General features: G+C 71.9%; 16 protein-coding genes. 8 read left to right on the top strand and 8 right to left on the bottom strand.

Annotated features, from left to right (window positions below; all coding sequences use genetic code 11):
* Window positions 1-9: 9 nt before the first annotated feature.
* The 4 genes from ACFWE1_RS03030 to xseA are packed head-to-tail and all read right to left on the bottom strand — an operon-like array spanning window position 10 to window position 2846.
* Window positions 10-657 (bottom strand): carbonic anhydrase, encoded by a 648-nt coding sequence (locus ACFWE1_RS03030; RefSeq protein ID WP_376932057.1) that lies wholly within the window; start codon window positions 655-657, stop codon window positions 10-12.
* Window positions 658-695: 38 nt separating this feature from the next.
* A complete protein-coding gene (locus tag ACFWE1_RS03025; protein WP_376932056.1) occupies window positions 696-1352 on the bottom strand; it encodes a DUF4245 domain-containing protein in 657 nt (218 codons plus the stop codon).
* Entirely contained in the window at window positions 1352-1600 is a 249-nt protein-coding gene (locus tag ACFWE1_RS03020; RefSeq protein WP_376932055.1) for an exodeoxyribonuclease VII small subunit, read from the bottom strand. Before ACFWE1_RS03020 ends, ACFWE1_RS03025 begins: the two co-directional genes overlap by 1 nt.
* A gap of 10 nt (window positions 1601-1610) precedes the next feature.
* A complete protein-coding gene (gene xseA / locus ACFWE1_RS03015) occupies window positions 1611-2846 on the bottom strand; it encodes an exodeoxyribonuclease VII large subunit (RefSeq protein WP_376932054.1) in 1236 nt (411 codons plus the stop codon).
* A gap of 86 nt (window positions 2847-2932) precedes the next feature.
* On the opposite strand from xseA, the gene ACFWE1_RS03010 reads away from it, so the two are divergent.
* From ACFWE1_RS03010 to ACFWE1_RS02995, 4 genes are all read left to right on the top strand, one after another.
* Window positions 2933-3973, top strand: a complete 1041-nt coding sequence (locus ACFWE1_RS03010; RefSeq protein WP_189085112.1) for a 4-hydroxy-3-methylbut-2-enyl diphosphate reductase — start codon at window positions 2933-2935, stop codon at window positions 3971-3973.
* 84 nt (window positions 3974-4057) lie between these two features.
* Complete coding sequence (locus ACFWE1_RS03005) at window positions 4058-4729, top strand: TetR/AcrR family transcriptional regulator (RefSeq protein WP_376932053.1); 672 nt, start codon at window positions 4058-4060, stop codon at window positions 4727-4729.
* Window positions 4720-6453: an ABC transporter ATP-binding protein gene (locus ACFWE1_RS03000; RefSeq protein WP_376932052.1), complete on the top strand. Its 1734-nt coding sequence runs from the start codon at window positions 4720-4722 to the stop codon at window positions 6451-6453. The genes ACFWE1_RS03005 and ACFWE1_RS03000 overlap by 10 nt, the downstream gene beginning before the upstream one ends.
* Window positions 6450-8432 carry an ABC transporter ATP-binding protein gene (locus ACFWE1_RS02995; protein ID WP_376932051.1) on the top strand — a complete coding sequence of 661 codons (1983 nt, stop codon included), beginning with the start codon at window positions 6450-6452 and terminating at the stop codon, window positions 8430-8432. The genes ACFWE1_RS03000 and ACFWE1_RS02995 overlap by 4 nt, the downstream gene beginning before the upstream one ends.
* A gap of 10 nt (window positions 8433-8442) precedes the next feature.
* Here ACFWE1_RS02995 and ACFWE1_RS02990 read toward each other — a convergent pair whose 3' ends face one another.
* Both ACFWE1_RS02990 and fbaA read right to left on the bottom strand, forming a co-directional pair.
* A complete protein-coding gene (locus tag ACFWE1_RS02990) occupies window positions 8443-9069 on the bottom strand; it encodes a DUF6264 family protein (RefSeq protein ID WP_376932050.1) in 627 nt (208 codons plus the stop codon).
* Window positions 9070-9076: 7 nt separating this feature from the next.
* Window positions 9077-10108, bottom strand: coding sequence for a class II fructose-bisphosphate aldolase (fbaA, locus tag ACFWE1_RS02985; protein ID WP_243567833.1), 1032 nt, complete (start codon window positions 10106-10108; stop codon window positions 9077-9079).
* A 94-nt stretch (window positions 10109-10202) separates the two neighbouring features.
* On the opposite strand from fbaA, the gene ACFWE1_RS02980 reads away from it, so the two are divergent.
* The 3 genes from ACFWE1_RS02980 to ACFWE1_RS02970 all read left to right on the top strand — a co-directional run bounded on the left by ACFWE1_RS02980 (window position 10203) and on the right by ACFWE1_RS02970 (window position 12821).
* Complete coding sequence (locus ACFWE1_RS02980; RefSeq protein WP_376932049.1) at window positions 10203-11231, top strand: fructose-bisphosphatase class II; 1029 nt, start codon at window positions 10203-10205, stop codon at window positions 11229-11231.
* Between the two features lie 143 nt (window positions 11232-11374).
* Window positions 11375-12364 carry a class II fructose-bisphosphatase gene (gene glpX, locus ACFWE1_RS02975; RefSeq protein ID WP_189084517.1) on the top strand — a complete coding sequence of 330 codons (990 nt, stop codon included), beginning with the start codon at window positions 11375-11377 and terminating at the stop codon, window positions 12362-12364.
* Between the two features lie 67 nt (window positions 12365-12431).
* On the top strand, window positions 12432-12821 hold the full coding sequence (locus tag ACFWE1_RS02970; RefSeq protein WP_376932048.1) for a VOC family protein: 390 nt from the start codon (window positions 12432-12434) through the stop codon (window positions 12819-12821).
* Between the two features lie 56 nt (window positions 12822-12877).
* On the opposite strand, the gene rmuC is transcribed toward ACFWE1_RS02970, so the two are convergent.
* Together rmuC and ACFWE1_RS02960 are read right to left on the bottom strand one after the other, a co-directional pair.
* Window positions 12878-14359, bottom strand: a complete 1482-nt coding sequence (rmuC, locus tag ACFWE1_RS02965) for a DNA recombination protein RmuC (protein WP_376932047.1) — start codon at window positions 14357-14359, stop codon at window positions 12878-12880.
* A gap of 78 nt (window positions 14360-14437) precedes the next feature.
* Window positions 14438-15055, bottom strand: coding sequence for a 3'-5' exonuclease (locus ACFWE1_RS02960; RefSeq protein ID WP_376932046.1), 618 nt, complete (start codon window positions 15053-15055; stop codon window positions 14438-14440).
* A 66-nt stretch (window positions 15056-15121) separates the two neighbouring features.
* Here ACFWE1_RS02960 and ACFWE1_RS02955 point away from each other — a divergent pair, with 66 nt between their 5' ends.
* Complete coding sequence (locus ACFWE1_RS02955; protein ID WP_376932045.1) at window positions 15122-15871, top strand: class I SAM-dependent methyltransferase; 750 nt, start codon at window positions 15122-15124, stop codon at window positions 15869-15871.
* Window positions 15872-15922 lie beyond the last annotated feature (51 nt).

Below are 15922 nucleotides of genomic sequence, written 5' to 3'. Positions count from 1 at the left end.
CGTCGGCGGTCAGACCGCGCCGACGACGATGTCGGTCTCGACCCGGCCCTCGAGGAGCCGGTAGTTCGCGCCGACGATAGCCAGCGTACCCGCTGCGATCGCGTCGCTGATCATCTCGGAGGACTCGACGAGGCCGGTGACGGTGTTGCGCAGGTGCTCGCGCCCGACGTAACCCGCGTCGATGCGCGCGGGCTCCACCGGGGCATCCGGCCCGACGCCGGCGACCTTGCGCACGGCCGGGACGATCTTCGACACCAGCCCGCCGATGAACGAGGGCAGGGGCGCCGCGTCGGCGGCCTGGGAGTCGATCGCGGCGCGCACGGCGCCGCACTCGTCGTGGGCGAGCACGAGCACGAGCGGCACGTTCAGCACGCCCACCGCGTACTCGAGCGAGCCGAGGGCCGAGTCGGAGACGACCTGGCCGGCGTTCCGCACGACGAAGGCGTCGCCGAGGCCGACGTCGAAGATGATCTCCGCCGCGAGGCGCGAGTCGCTGCAGCCGAAGATCGCGACGAGCGGGCGCTGCGAGTGCGCGAGCGAAGCGCGGCGCTCGACGTCCTGACGCGGATGCAGGGGGGCGCCGGAGACGAACCGGGCGTTGCCGTCGCGCAGTTCCCGCCAGGTGTCGGCGGGCGTCTTGGGGGTGGAGCTCTTCACGGAGGGATCCTCTCGTTCGGCGGCGGTCGCCGGCTCGGTCACTCGGAGCCGGCGGAGCCGTGCGCCGTGATGGTCGGCGCGAGCGCCGTGGCCAGTTCGGCGAACTCCTCGGGCGAGGCGGTGCCGATCAGGATGATGGTCTGCTCGCCGGCCTCGGCGACGAGCCCGTAGCGGGCGTTGCCGACGTCGGCGTCGCTCGTGCGGTTGTCGTACACGGTCCAGTCGACGCCGGCGATCTCGGTCGTGCCGACGGGCAGGGTGCGGGCGAGCTGCGTCGACACCCAGCTCGGGTTCGCACCGACCGCCTGCGACATGCCGATGTACTCGTCGCCGGGCGTGAGGTAGCCGACGTACCAGGCGGTGACCTGGTCGGCCTTGCTGGTGCGGATCTCGGCGGCGTTCGCGCGCCAGCCCTCGGGCAGCACGGGCACGGCGAGCTCGTTCGAGAACGCGGGCTGCGCCTGCTCGGCCACGGCGGGCACGTCGACGTCGCGCTCGATCGGGGTGTTGCTGCGCGGCACGATGAGCACGATGAAGAGCATCAGCCCGAGGCTCGCGACGAGCGCGAGCACGAGGTTGCGCAGCGTCTGACGCTGGCGGTGCTTGCGGGAGTTCTCGGCCTTGCGGGCGGCGGTCTCCTCCGGCGTCTCCGGGCGGCCGAGCTCGGCGACGATCCGCGGGGCGCGCTCGGCCATCAGGCCTCGTCCTCCGCGGCGGACCCGGCTGATGCCTCGGCGCCGACGCCCGCGCGGGCGGCGTCGAGCCGCGCCTTCGCGCCGATCAGCCACTCCTCGCAGCGGGCCGCGAGGGCCTCGCCGCGCTCCCACAGCGCGAGCGACTGCTCGAGCGTCGCGGAGCCCTGCTCGAGTTCGGCGACCACGCGCACAAGCTCGTCGCGCGCCTGCTCGTAGCTGAGCTCGGCGATGTCGGGGGAGGAGGGCATGTCCGCCATTCTATTCGCCGCGACCGGCGGCATCCGGCGCGGCCCCCTCGGAACGCGCGGCGACCGTGCCCTCGGCGAGGGTGAGCGTAAGCGGGGCCCCCGCGGGCGCCGCGGCGGGGGCGCGCACGACGTGCCCGTCCGCGCCCTGCACGATCGCGTAGCCGCGGTCGAGGGTCGCCTGCGGGGAGAGGGCGCGGAGGTGCCCGCGCAGTTCGCCGAGGCGGTGCCCCTGCCGTTCGACGAGCCGGTCGACGAGTTCGGTGCCGCGGGCGACCCAGCGGGTGAGCTCCTCGGCGCGGCGGTCGACGATCCAGCCGCCGTCGGCGAGGGAGGGGCGCGAGCGCAGATGCCCGATGCGGTCGATCTCGTGGGCCAGGAAGCCCTGCAGGCGCATCGTCAGCCGGGAGCGCGCCTGCCCCACCCGGGCGAGCTCCTCGGCGACGTCGGGCACGACTCGCTTCGCGGCATCCGTCGGCGTCGAGGCGCGGAGGTCGGCGACCTCGTCGAGCAGCGGCCGGTCGGCCTCGTGGCCGATCGCGCTCACGATCGGCGTCGTGGCCGCCGCCGCCGCGCGCACCACGCGCTCGTCGCTGAACGGCAGCAGGTTCTGGAAGTCGCCGCCGCCACGGGCCACGATGATGACCTCGACCTCGGGATCGGCGTCGAGGCGTTCGATCGCGCGGGTCACCTCGCCCACGGCACGGTCGCCCTGCACCGCGGCGTGCACCACGCGGAAGTCGACCGCGGGCCAGCGCAGCCGGGCGTTGCGCAGCACGTCTTTCTCGGCGTCGGAGTCCTTGCCGGTCACGAGCCCGACGACGCCCGGCAGGAACGGCAGCCGGCGCTTGCGCTCGAGCGCGAACAGCCCCTCGGCGGCGAGCTGGGCGCGCAGGCGCTCGAGCCGTTCGAGCAGGTCGCCGAGGCCGACGTGCTTCAGCTCGAAGACCTGGAAGGTGAGGCTGCCGCCCTTCACCCACCAGTTCGGCTTCACGAGCGCGACGACCCGGTCGCCCTGCTTGAAGTCCTCCGAGAGCCGCGCCCGCACGCTCGACCAGAGCGTGAACGACACCGTCGCGGCCTGGTCGAGGTCTTTGAGCTTGCCGTAGACGTTGCCGGCGGAGACTCCCCACTGGGTGATCTCGCCCTCGACCCAGACGGTGCCGAGCCGGTCGATCCACTCCTTGACCTTCGTGGAGAGGAGCGCGACGGGCCAGGGCTCGTCGCGCGTCGCCGGCGCCTGCGTCACTCTGCCTCCCGGGAGCTCGTCAGCCTGGGCCACGTAGGATGGACATCGTGACGAGCTCGATTGATGCCCCGCGGGTCGGCCTCGGCATGCCGAGGATTCCGAGCGTGCGAGGCCGGCTCAAGGATATCCCCGCCGGCCGACCCAAGCGCGTGCTGCTCGCCGCGCCCCGCGGCTACTGCGCCGGCGTCGACCGCGCCGTGATCGCCGTCGAGAAGGCGCTCGAGCACTACGGCGCCCCCGTCTACGTGCGCAAGCAGATCGTGCACAACATCCACGTCGTGACCGAGCTCGAGAAGCAGGGCGCGATCTTCGTCGACGAGGTCGACGAGGTGCCCGAGGGCGCGCACATCGTGTTCAGCGCGCACGGCGTCTCGCCCGCGGTCGTGAACGCCGCGGCCGACCGCGGCCTGCACGCGATCGACGCGACGTGCCCGCTCGTGACGAAGGTGCACCGCGAGGCCGTGCGCTTCGCCCGCGACGACTTCGAGATCCTGCTCATCGGCCACGAGGGCCACGAAGAGGTCGAGGGCACGGCGGGCGAGGCACCCGACCACGTCACGCTCGTGAACAGCCCCGACGACGTGCCCGACATCGAGGTGCGCGATCCCGACAAGGTCGTGTGGCTCTCGCAGACGACGCTGTCGGTCGACGAGACGATGGAGACGGTGCGCCGGCTGCGCGAGCGCTTCCCGAACCTGCAGGACCCCCCGTCCGACGACATCTGCTACGCCACGCAGAACCGCCAGGTCGCGATCAAGAAGGTCGCCGCCGAGGCGGAGCTCGTGATCGTGGTCGGCTCGGCCAACTCGTCCAACAGCGTGCGCCTCGTCGAGGTCGCGCTCGAGAACGGCGCCAAGGCCGCCTACCGGGTCGACTACTCGAGCGAGATCCGGCAGGAGTGGCTCGACGGGGTCGCCACGGTCGGCGTCACGAGCGGTGCCTCGGTGCCGGAGGGGCTCGTCAAGGAGGTGCTCCTCGAGCTCGCCGACGCGGGCTACGGCGAGGTCGCCGAGGTGAAGACGGCCGAGGAGGACCTGATGTTCTCGCTGCCGAAGGAGCTCCGTAAGGACCTCGCGGGCAATCGCGACGCGCGCGCCCTCGGCGGACGCACGCGCGCCAACGGCTGAGCGCCACGCGGCGACCCGGCCGCGCGGCTTCGCCTCCGGCGAACAGGATTGGAGTGAGCGCTCACTCAGCGTAGGCTCCCGCTCGTGACCACGACGAGCGAGGCCCGCAGAGGGCGGGCGAAGCCGATGTCCGTCGACGAGCGCCGCGAGGCGATCGCCCGGGCGACCCTGCCGCTGCTCATGGCGCACGGGCGCGATGTCACCACCCGCCAGATCGCCGAGGCGGCGGGCGTCGCCGAGGGCACGCTCTTCCGCGTCTACGAGAACAAGGACGCGATCGTGGATGCCGCGGTCGCGGCCTATCTCGAGCCGGGGCCGTTCCGCGCCGAGCTCCGGCGCATCGACCCCGCCCTGCCGCTGGAGCTCAAGGTGCGGATGATCATCGACCGCTTCCACGACCGCTTCGCCGGCATCTTCGGCGTCTTCGCGGCCCTCGGCACGCACCCGCGCCCGCCGGTCGACATCAACGTCGACGCGATCGTCGCGATCTTCGCGGAGCTCCTCGCGCCCGAGCTCGACCGCCTCCGCGTGCCGCCGGCCACCGTCTTCGCGTTCGTGCGGGTCGTCGCGTTCGCCTCGGCCCTGCCGCACTTCAGCTCCACGATCTCGCTCGACTCCGCCGAGCTCGCGAGCCTCGTCTGCCGCGGCATCGCGCACGATCCGCCGGCCCCGGCGGCCGCGTCATCCGCAGCCGCCGCGTCATCGTCCGTCCCCGCCGACCTTCCCGCAACCGAGAGGAGCGAGCCGTGCTCGTAACCCTGCTTCGCCGCTATCTGCGGCCCTACTGGCCGCTCCTCGTCGCCGTCGTCGTCTTCCAGCTCGCGCAGTCGATCGCCTCGCTCTACCTGCCGAGCCTCAACGCCGACATCATCGACGACGGGGTCGCGACCGGCGACACCGGCACCATCTTCCGCCTCGGCGGGATCATGCTGGCCATCACCCTCGTGCAGGTCGCCTGCGCGATCGCCGCCGTGTACTTCGGCGCCCGCGCGGCGATGGCCCTCGGCCGCGACCTCCGCCGCGCCGTGTTCCGCCGCGTCTCCGACTTCTCCGAGCAGGAGGTGTCCCGCTTCGGGGCGCCGAGCCTCATCACCCGATCGACGAACGACGTGCAGCAGGTGCAGATGCTCGTGCTGATGAGCTGCACCATCCTCGTTTCGGCACCGATCCTCGCGATCGGCGGCGTCATCATGGCGCTCCGCGAAGACCTGCAGCTCTCCTGGATCATGGTCGTCGCCGTACCCGTGCTGCTCGTCTCGGTGGGCCTCATCATCAGCCGCATGGTGCCGCTGTTCCAGTCGATGCAGCGCAAGATCGACAACGTGAACCGGGTGCTGCGCGAGCAGCTCACCGGCATCCGCGTCATCCGCGCCTTCGTCCGCGAGGGCGTCGAGAGCGAGCGCTTCGACGAGGCCAACGACCAGCTCACCGACACCGCGCTGAGAGCTGGCCGGCTGTTCGCGCTCGTGTTCCCGATCGTCATGCTCGTGCTGAACCTCTCGAGCATCGCCGTGCTCTGGTTCGGCGCGTTCCGGGTCGAGGACGGCTCCATGCAGATCGGCTCGCTCACCGCGTTCCTCAGCTACCTCATCCAGATCCTCATGGCCGTCATGATGGCGACGATGATCGCGTTCCTGCTGCCGCGCGCCGCGGTCTCGGCCGGACGCATCGGCGAGATCCTCGAGACCGAGCCGAGCGTCGTCGAGCCGACCGCCCCCGTGAGCGAGCTCAGCGAGCCGGGCACCGTCGAGTTCCGCGACGTCACCTTCGCGTACCCCGGCGCCGACGAGCCCGTGCTGCGCGAGGTGAGCTTCACCGCCCGCCCGGGCGAGGTAACCGCGATCATCGGCAGCACCGGTGCAGGCAAGACGACGATCGTGAACCTCGCCGCGCGGCTCTTCGACGCGACGTCCGGGAGCGTGCGCGTCGGCGGCGTCGACGTGCGCGAGCTCGACCCCGAGGTGCTGAACGCGCAGTTCGGCCTCGTGCCGCAGAAGCCGTACCTCTTCGCCGGCACCGTCGCATCGACGCTGCGCTACGGCAACCCCGACGCGAGCGACGAGGAGCTCTGGGCCGCGCTGGAGACCGCGCAGGCCCGTGACTTCGTCGAGGCGATGCCCGAGCAGCTCGAGGCGCCGATCGCGCAGGGCGGCACGAACGTGTCCGGCGGGCAGCGCCAGCGGCTCTCGATCGCCCGGGCGCTCGTCAAACGGCCGTCGGTGTTCCTCTTCGACGACTCGTTCTCGGCGCTCGACACCGCGACCGACGCGCGCCTGAGGGCCGCGCTCGAGCGCACCGTCGGCGACGCCACCATGATCGTCGTCGCCCAGCGCGTCGCGACGATCACCGGCGCCGACCAGATCCTCGTCATCGAGGACGGCCGCATCGTCGACCGCGGCACCCACACCGAACTGCTCGAACGCTCGCAGCCGTACCGCGAGATCGTCGAGAGCCAGCTGAGCGTCGAGGAGGCGGCATGAGCGAGACGAGGACCCCGCGTCCCCCGGTGCGCCGGGGCCCCATGGGCGGCGGACCGATGGGCGGCATGGGCATGCCCGCCGAGAAGTCGATGAACTTCGGCCCCTCGGCGAAGCGCCTCGTGGGGCGCCTCGCGCCCGAGCGCGGCCCCGTCGTGTTCGTCATCCTGCTCGGCATCGTGAGCGTCGTGTTCTCGGTGCTCGGCCCGAAGATCCTCGGGCAGGCGACGAACCTCATCTTCGAGGGCTTCTTCTCGGCGCAGCTGCCGGCGGGCGCCACCAAGGAGCAGGTCGTCGAGGGACTGCGCGCGCAGGGCCAGGACCAGCAGGCCGACCTGCTGTCCTCGCTGAACCTCACGCCGGGCCAGGGCATCGACTTCGGCGCCGTCGCGACCGTGCTGCTCTGGGTGCTCGCGCTGTACGTGCTGTCCTCGTTGTTCGGCTGGGCGCAGGCCTACGTGCTGAACGGCGTGACGCAGCGCACCGTGTACCGGCTGCGCCGCGAGGTCGAGGAGAAGATCCACCGGCTGCCGCTGTCGTACTTCGACAAGATGCAGCGCGGCGAGCTGCTCTCCCGCGTCACGAACGACATCGACAACATCTCGCAGACGCTGCAGCAGACGATGAGCCAGCTGCTCACCTCGCTGCTCACCGTCATCGGCGTGCTCGTGATGATGTTCGTCATCTCGCCGTGGCTCGCCCTCATCGCGCTCGTCACGATCCCGGCGACGCTGCTCATCACGACCGTGATCGCGAAGCGCTCGCAGAAGCAGTTCGTCGCGCAGTGGACCCACACGGGTGTGTTGAATGCCCGCATCGAGGAGGCGTACTCCGGGCACTCGCTCGTGCGCGTCTTCGGCCGCAGGAAGGAGGTCGAGCAGTCCTTCGACGAGAAGAACGAGGAGCTCTACCGGGCGAGCTTCGGCGCTCAGTTCGTGAGCGGCATCATCATGCCCGCCATGATGTTCGTCGGGAACCTCGTCTACGTCGTCATCGCCGTCGTCGGCGGGCTCATGGTCTCGGGCGGCTCGATCTCGCTCGGCGACGTGCAGGCGTTCATCCAGTACTCCCGGCAGTTCACGCAGCCGCTCAGCCAGCTGGGCGCGATGGCCAACCTGCTGCAGTCCGGCGTCGCGAGCGCCGAGCGGGTCTTCGAGCTGCTCGACGCCGAGGAGCAGGTGCCCGACCCCGTCGAGCCGGAGACGCCCGCCGAGGAGTCCGGCCGGCTCGTCTTCGAGGACGTCTCGTTCTCCTACGACCCCGAGAAGCCCCTCATCGAGGACCTCTCGCTCGTCGCGGAGCCCGGGCAGTCGATCGCGATCGTCGGCCCGACCGGTGCGGGCAAGACGACGCTCGTGAACCTGATCATGCGCTTCTATGAGCTCGACGGCGGGCGGATCACCCTCGACGGCGTCGACGTCACGAAGATGACCCGCGACGAGCTGCGCGGCCGCATGGGCATGGTGCTGCAGGACACCTGGCTGTTCGCCGGCACCATCCGCGACAACATCGCCTACGGCCGGCCGGATGCCACGGAGGAGGAGATCCTCGACGCCGCCCGCGCCACCTACGTGGATCGCTTCGTGCGCTCGCTGCCCGACGGCTACGACACCGTGCTGGACGACGAGGCATCGAACCTCTCGGCCGGTGAGCGGCAGCTCGTGACCATCGCGCGGGCGTTCCTCGCGCAGCCCTCGGTGCTCATCCTCGACGAGGCGACGAGCTCCGTGGACACCCGAACCGAGCTGCTGCTGCAGCACGCGATGAACGCGCTGCGGGCCGACCGCACGAGCTTCGTCATCGCGCACCGGCTGTCGACGATCCGCGACGCCGACCTCATCCTCGTGATGGAGGCCGGCCACATCGTCGAGCAGGGCACGCACAACGAGCTGCTCGCGGCGGGCGGAGCGTACGCCCGGCTCTACGAGGCGCAGTTCGCCGCACCCATCGAGGACGACGCGGAGGAGGCCGTGGCCTCCTGAGGCGGGAGGCCTACGGCGCCGGGCTCGGCGTCGGGGTGGTGACCCCCGTGACGAAGTCGACGTACGTCGGATCGTTCAGCATCACGATCGACAGCAGCACGAGCGTGACGACGAAGGAGGCCGCACCGCCGGCGAGCGGGATCCAGAAGGCGAGTCGCCCCGCGCGCAGCCGCAGGATCGACAGGCCCAGTACCACGGCGTAGAGGGCGAGCTGGATGATCGTGCCGACGAGCACGAGCGTGGGCAGCCACTCCGGCGGCGTGAACGTCCCGACGCCCATGAGGTCGTAGCTCAGCTGCATCTGCCGGGGGATCTCTTGCAGCGACGCGGCCGAGTTCCAGGCGCCGAACGCGCCGAAGGCGAGCAGGCCGATCGTGAGGATGCGGTCCCAGCCGGGCGCGCGACGGGCCGGGGTCGCCGAGGCATCCGCCGGCGTCGGCTGCTGCGGCAGCGGGGCGGATGCCTCGGGGCGCACAGGTTCGGCGGGCGCGCTCGGCTCGGCCGCCTGCGGCGGCTGCCAGCTCCAGCCCGGGGGCGCGTACTCGCCGTAGCGAGGACGAGGCCGCTCGTCCGCCGACGGGGGAGCCGGGGTGCCCGGCTCCGGCGTCTCGGGACGTGCGGCCTCGTCGTTCGTCATCTCGGCCTTAGGCGCTGATCGACTGGCCGGCCGAACCGAGCTGGCGGGTCGACTCGCCGACGCGGACGGCCATCGCCGACTCGGCCACCTTGCCCCAGGCGCGCGGGTCGTACTGCTTCTTGTTGCCGACGCCGCCGTCGACCTTCAGCACGCCGTCGTAGTTCTGGAACATGTAGCCGGCGATCGAGCGGGTGAACGCGTACTGGGTGTCGGTGTCGATGTTCATCTTCACGACGCCGTTCGCGACCGCCTCGGCGATCTCGGCGTCGGTCGAGCCGGAGCCGCCGTGGAAGACGAGGTCGAGCGGCTTCGGGCCGGTGCCGTACTTGGCGGCGAGGCCGTCCTGGATCTCCTTCAGGAGCGCGGGGCGCAGCTTCACGTTGCCGGGCGCGTAGACGCCGTGCACGTTGCCGAAGGTGAGGGCCGCCATGTAGCGGCCCTGCTCGCCGAGGCCGAGCGCCTCGACGGTCGAGATCGCGTCCTCGAGGGTCGTGTAGAGCGCCTCGTTCGAGCCCTCGTGCTTGACGCCGTCCTCTTCGCCGCCGACGACGCCGATCTCGACCTCGAGGATCGCGTTGATCGCCTTCATGCGCGGCAGGATCTCCTTCGCGATCTCGAGGTTCTCGTCGAGCGGCACGGCCGAGCCGTCCCACATGTGCGACTGGAAGATCGGGTTGCCGCCGGCTTTCACGGCCTCCTCGGAGGCCTCGAGCAGGGGGAACACGAAGTCGGCGAGGGCCGGCTTCGGGCAGTGGTCGGTGTGCAGCGCGACGGTGACCGGGTAGGACTTGGCGACCTCGTGCGCGAAGCGCGCGAAGGCGAGGGCGCCGGTGGCGCGAGCCTTCACGGTGTGCCCGGCGAAGTAGTCGGCACCGCCGGTGGTGACCTGGATGATGCCGTCGGAGCCCGCCTCGGTGAGGCCCTGCAGCACCGCGTTCAGCGTCTGCGAGCTCGAGACGTTGAAGGCCGGGAAGGCGAAGCCCTTGGCCTTGGCGGTGTCGAGCATCTCGGCGTACTGCTCGGGAGTTGCGATGGGCATGGAGGCTCCTTCGTGACGACAGCGGGATCGGCTCGAGTCTACCGAGTTCGCGCGTCGCGCCCAGGGGTGCGCGGGGGTCGGCCAGGATGATGGCGTGATCGTTTCGCTCGATGTCGCTGATCTCACGGAACCCCTCGTCGCCGCGGTCGCCGCCGCAGCGGCCGGCGGCCTGCCGCTCGTCGGCGGGGGCGACGGCGACGCGCTCGACGGGGCGGCGGTCGCCGCCATGCGACGCGCGCTCGCCTCGGCGCCGGTCGAGGGGCGTGTCGTCGTCGGCGAGGGCGAGAAGGACGAGGCGCCCATGCTGAGCCCGGGCGAGCGCTTCGGCCGGGGTGGCGTCGCCGTCGACCTCGCGGTCGATCCCGTGGACGGCACCCGGCTCGCCGCGGCCGGCCGACCGGGCGCGATGGCCGTGGCCGCGGCGACCGGCCGCGACGGCTTCCTGCGCATCGGCCCGGCGCACTATCTCGACAAGCTCGTCACCTGGGTGCCGGGCCTCGGCGCGGCGGATGCCCCGGCGGGCGAGCTCCCCGCCGTGGTTCCCGCGCTCGTGGCGCGGGCGGCCGAGCTGCGCGGCGTCCCCGCCGCCGAGGTGCGCATCGCCGTGCAGGAGCGCCCGCGCAATCGCGCCCACGCCGAGGCGGTGCGGGCGAGCGGCGCCGAACTCGTCGCCTTCGAGCACGGCGAAGTGGAACGCAGTCTGCGGGCGCTGCACGGGGGAGCACGCGATGCGGCAGGGCGAGGAAGGGCATCGCATGCCGGTTCGCTCGGCGACGGGCCGCTCGACGCCGTCCTCGGCATCGGCGGCGCGCCGGAAGGGATCATCGTGGCGGCCGCGGTCCGCGCGCTCGGCGGATCGATGCTCGCCCGCTTCGCCCCGCAATCCCGGCGCGAGGCGGAGCGGATCCGAAGCGCCCTCGGGGCGGACGTCCTCGATCGGCGGCGGGTGTTCTCCCTCGAGCTGCTCTGCGCGGGGCCGGCCGAGGTCGTCGTGGCCGCGGTCACCCCGTGCGAGATCGGCGTCGAGCTCCCGGGCGCCGAGCATCGTGCCGACGGGGTGCGGGTGGCGTGGTGGTCGGCCGCCTCGGGACGGCACGGGCGGATGGACTTGCCAGGCGGTTAAGAACGGGCGAAATTGCACGGCCGTGCACGCCGAAAGCGCGTCGGGTTTCGCGGCGGCTCGTTAGGCTCGTGGTGGCGGGAACACCGCCGATCGGCGCGCCGTGAGACGATCCGCGGCGCAGATGCGTCCTGGAGGACCCCCTCATGAGCAACGAAGCCAGCCTGTTCCACCACCCCGACCGCAACCTCGCGCTGGAGCTCGTGCGGGCCACGGAGGCGGCGGCGATCCGGGCGGTTCCGTGGATCGGCAAGGGCGACAAGAACGCGGCCGACGGCGCCGCGGTCGACGCCATGCGGGCCTTCCTCGCGACGGTCGACTTCGACGGCGTCATCGTGATCGGCGAGGGCGAGAAGGACGAAGCCCCGATGCTCTTCAACGGGGAGCGGGTCGGCTCGGGCAACGGCCCCGCGTGCGACATCGCGGTCGACCCGATCGACGGCACCTCGCTCACCGCGGCGGGCCGTTCGCACGCGCTGTCGGTGCTGGCGGTCTCCGACCGGGGCACGATGCTCGACGCGTCCAGCGTCTTCTACATGGACAAGATCGTCACCGGTCCGGCGGGCCGCGGGGTCGTCGACATCCGCAAGCCCATCGGCGAGAACATCCGTGCGTACGCCGCCGCGATCGGCAAGGACGTCGCCGATGTGCGCGTCGCCGTGCTCGACCGGCCGCGCCACGAGCAGCTGATCGCCGACATCCGCGCCGCGGGCGCCGGCACCCGGCTCATCCTCGACGGCGACGTCGCGGGCGGCATCAACGCGGCCCGGCACGACTCGCGCATCGACATGTGCGTCGGCATCGGCGGCAGCCCCGAGGGCATCACGACCGCGTGCGCGGTGAAGGCGCTCGGCGGCTTCATGCAGGGCCGGCTCGCGCCGAAGGATGACGAGGAGCGCGCCCGCGGTGCGGCGGCGGGGCTCGACGTCGACGCGGTGCTCGAGCTCGAGGACATGGTGCGCGGCGACAACACCTTCTTCGTCGCGACCGGCGTGACCGACGGTGCGCTCGTCGCGGGCGTGAAGCGCGAGGGCGACTACATCACGACGGAGTCGGTCGTGCTGCGCTCGAAGTCGGGCACGCTGCGTCGCGTGCAGGCGGAGCACCTCGCCTCGAAGTGGCTCGACGAGGACTGAGCCCAGGCCCTCGACGCGATCCTGCTCGCGTGCCAGGCTGTGCCCTGGACCGATCGAGGAGGTTGCCATGATCGAGATTCGCGATGCGTTCCCCGGTTTCGCCGTGCGGGATGTCGAGGCGGCGCTCGCCTTCTACCGCGACGTGCTGGGGCTCGAGGTGGTCGAGGCGATGGGCGGCTTCCGCTTCGCCCTGCCGTCGGGGCAGTCGGTGTTCGTGTACGGCAAGCCGGATCACAGCCCGGCGCCGTTCACGATCCTGAACTTCGAGGTCGACGACATCGATGCGGCCGTCGACGCGCTGAATGCGGCCGGCGTGGTGACGAAGATCTACTCGGGCGAGCAGGACTTCGGCACCGACGAGCGCGGGATCGCGCGCGGCCGGGAGTCGGGGATGGGGCCGGACATCTGTTGGTTCCGCGACCCCTCGGACAACGTGCTCAGCGTGCTGCGCGGCTGAGCGCGGCTGCGCTGTCGGGCGGCGCTGCGCGGCTGCGCGCGGCGGCGTCGCCCGTCTCAGTCGTCGTCGCCGAGCCGAGCCCGGATGCCCGCATCGATGTCGGCGAAGACGTCGAGTTCGTCGGCCGCCGCGACCGCGGGAGCCGCGGGCGATTCGAGCACCTCGGCCTCGACGTCGCCGGCGCTCTCGACGGCGTCACGCTCGGCGGGGATCGCTGTGGTGAACTCGTACGCGGTCAGCTCGCGCGGGCTCTCTTCGATGCCCTCGAGGGTGGCGAGCACCTTCGTCTCGTCGAGCGCCTTGAGCTTGCGGGCGGTCGGCAGTACGCGCGACTCGAGCGAGCCGACGAAGGTGTTGTAGTCCTTCACGGTGCGTTCGATGGTGCGGCCGAGCTTCTCGATCTGCCCCGCGGTGGTGGCGAGGCGGCCGTAGAGTTCGCGGCTGAGGTCGAAGAGCGTCTTCGCCTCCTTCGTGAGCACGTCTTGCTGCCAGCTGAACGCGACGGTCTTCAGCACCGACCAGAGCGTGACGGGTGAGGCGAGGGCGACCCGCTTCGAGAAGGCGAACTCGAGCAGCGACGGGTCGGCCTCGAGCGCGCTCGAGATGAGCGACTCGCTCGGGATGAACGCGATGACCATCTCGGGGGAGGCGCCGAGGCCCTCCCAGTAGGTCTTGCCGCCGAGCGCGGTGATGTGGTCGCGCACGGCCTTCACGTGGTTCTTCATGAGGCTCTCGCGACGGCCGGCGTCGGCGCCGGTCGCGGTCGCCGGGATCTGGCTCGCCTCGAGGTAGGCGTTGAACGGCACCTTGGCGTCGACGGCGATGTGCTTGCCGCCCGGCAGGTGGATGACCATGTCGGGGCGGCCGGCGCCGGCGTCGGTGGTGACCGAGTGCTGGGTGTCGAAATCGACGCGCTCGATGAGCCCCGCGGCCTCGACCACGCTGCGCAGCTGCGTCTCGCCCCAGACGCCACGGGTGCTGTTCGAGCGCAGCGCCGAGGCGAGGGACTCGGCCGTGGAGCGGAGCCGCTCCTCGTTCTCGGCGGCGATCTTCAGCTGCTGGCTGAGCTCGCCGTGCTGCTGGTGCCGCTGCGTCTCGAGCGCGGTGACCTTGCTCTGCATCTCGGTGAGGGTCTGCTTGACGGGCGCGAGCGCCTGGAGCACCTTGCTGTCGGCGGCCTCGCGCTGCTCCCGCTCGCGCCGCTCGAGCTCATGGCGCTCGACGATCTCGCGGTACTGCTGCCTGGCGCTGAGGATTTGCTCGCGGAGGCCCTCGGCGGTCGCCTCGATCGCGGAGAGCTCGGCGCGGAGCTCGGCCTGCGCGCGCTGCTCGTCGGCGAGCAGTCGGGAGCGCTCGGCCGCGTGCTCGGCCTGCAGGGCGGCCAGCTGCGCCTCGTGGCGCGCCTCGACGAGCGCCGGGTCTTCGGCCGGCGCGGCGTCGGGGCTGCCGGCGGCCCGGCGCGACGCCAGCACCCAGGTGGCGAGCCCCCCGAGGGCGGCGCCGACGAGGAGGCCGATGATGAGCAGCAGGATCTCCATGCCGACAGTGTCGCAGCCGCCTCCGACATCGGCGCCGAGGCGCCCGGCGAGCCGGGGCCGCGCACCGGCCGAGTGCGCCTACTGCAGGGCCATCGGCCCGTGCGCGGCCTCGCGGGCCTTGACCGCGCGGGCGCCGAGCGCACCGACGCGCACGCCCGTGACGTGGGCGAGTCGCTCGAGGTCATCGGCCTCGTGGCGCTTTGCGGCGTGCGCGACGATCGCGGCGCACGCCTCGGCGTCGTCGAGCGCGTTGTGGTGCGAGAAGTCCTCGAAGCCCGCCGCCATCGCGGCGACCGGGAGCCGGTACGAGTCGAGGTGGTAGGTCTTGCGCGCCACCTGCAGGCTGCACAGGTAGCGGTGGTCGGGAACGGGCAGCTCGAGCACCCCGCAGCTCTTCTCGATCACGCCCATGTCGAAGCCCGCGTTGTGCGCGACGAGCCAGTCGGCGCCGGCGAACTCGCGGAACTCGGCGAGTCGATCGCCCCAGCCGGGGGCATCGGCGACCATCTCGGGCGTGATGCCGTGGATGCGCACGTTCCACTCCATGAACTCGTCGTGCGGGAACGGCGGGCGCAGCAGCCAGTACTCGCGCTCGACGACGCGGCCGTCGCGCACTTTCACCATGCCGATCGAACAGGCGCTGGCTCCAGAGGAGTTCGCGGTCTCGAAGTCGATGGCGGTGAAGTCCACTGGCATGCGGGCATCGTCGCACGCGCCTCCGACGGTTGACGGATGCCTCGCCGCGGGCGTGGAATGGGAGGCATGAATCCGGGGGACGCGGAGACGCAGCGGCACGCGAGGTCGTTCGGCGACGCGGCATCCGTCTATCAGGCAGCCCGTCCCGGCTACCCGGCCGAGGCGGTCGCCTGGCTGATCGGCGACGCCGCCCGCGTGCTCGACCTCGGCGCCGGCACCGGCAAGCTCACCCAGGCGCTCGTCGCGCTCGACCGCGAGGTGATCGCGGTCGACCCGGTCGAGGAGATGCTCGAGGAGCTCGAGGTCGCGGTGCCCGGCGTGCCGCGGATCCTCGGCACGGCCGAGGACATCCCGCTCGAAGACGGCTCGGTCGACGCGGTCGTGGCCGGTCAGGCGTGGCACTGGTTCATCCCCTCGCGCGCGGTGCCGGAGATCGCGCGCGTGCTGCGGCCGGGCGGCGTGCTGGGCCTGGTCTGGAACAGCCGCGACACGAGCGTCGGCTGGCTCAAGGAGGCCGGCGAGATCATGCACGAGCGGCACGACGCGAGCGCGAGCTTCGAGCAGTACGTGCAGATCGGCGCGCCGTTCGGTCCCATCCAGGAGCACACCGTGGACTGGACCGCCCGGATGAGCCGCGCCGGATTCCTCGACCTGGTGCGCTCCCGCTCCTACTTCATCACCTCGAGCCCCGGCGCTCAGCGGGACACGATCGCTCAGTTGGAACGGCTGTTCGCGCGGCATCCCGACCTCGCCGGACGCGACGAGCTCGACGTGCCGTACCGCACCCGCTGCTTCCGCGCCCGCCTCGACGGCTGAGCCCCACCTCGGGCCGGCGAAGCCCGGCCGGGCGGAACCGCGCGGCACCGG

The sequence above is a fragment of the Agromyces sp. NPDC060279 genome, from assembly GCF_042726785.1.
Taxonomy (GTDB): Bacteria; Actinomycetota; Actinomycetes; order Actinomycetales; family Microbacteriaceae; genus Agromyces.
The sequence above is the reverse complement of the archived record's forward strand: the minus strand, read 5'-3'. Positions and strand labels throughout refer to the sequence as shown.

Coding starts and splice junctions, on each gene's coding strand:
- ACFWE1_RS03025 (WP_376932056.1), bottom strand. CDS start 1,352: ATGGCCGAGCGCGCCCCGCGGATCGTCGCCGAGCTCGGCCGCCCGGAG.
- ACFWE1_RS03020 (WP_376932055.1), bottom strand. CDS start 1,600: ATGCCCTCCTCCCCCGACATCGCCGAGCTCAGCTACGAGCAGGCGCGC.
- ACFWE1_RS03010 (WP_189085112.1), top strand. CDS start 2,933: ATGCCGAGGATTCCGAGCGTGCGAGGCCGGCTCAAGGATATCCCCGCC.
- ACFWE1_RS02995 (WP_376932051.1), top strand. CDS start 6,450: ATGAGCGAGACGAGGACCCCGCGTCCCCCGGTGCGCCGGGGCCCCATG.
- ACFWE1_RS02990 (WP_376932050.1), bottom strand. CDS start 9,069: ATGACGAACGACGAGGCCGCACGTCCCGAGACGCCGGAGCCGGGCACC.
- fbaA (WP_243567833.1), bottom strand. CDS start 10,108: ATGCCCATCGCAACTCCCGAGCAGTACGCCGAGATGCTCGACACCGCC.
- glpX (WP_189084517.1), top strand. CDS start 11,375: ATGAGCAACGAAGCCAGCCTGTTCCACCACCCCGACCGCAACCTCGCG.
- ACFWE1_RS02970 (WP_376932048.1), top strand. CDS start 12,432: ATGATCGAGATTCGCGATGCGTTCCCCGGTTTCGCCGTGCGGGATGTC.
- rmuC (WP_376932047.1), bottom strand. CDS start 14,359: ATGGAGATCCTGCTGCTCATCATCGGCCTCCTCGTCGGCGCCGCCCTC.
- ACFWE1_RS02960 (WP_376932046.1), bottom strand. CDS start 15,055: ATGCCAGTGGACTTCACCGCCATCGACTTCGAGACCGCGAACTCCTCT.
- ACFWE1_RS02955 (WP_376932045.1), top strand. CDS start 15,122: ATGAATCCGGGGGACGCGGAGACGCAGCGGCACGCGAGGTCGTTCGGC.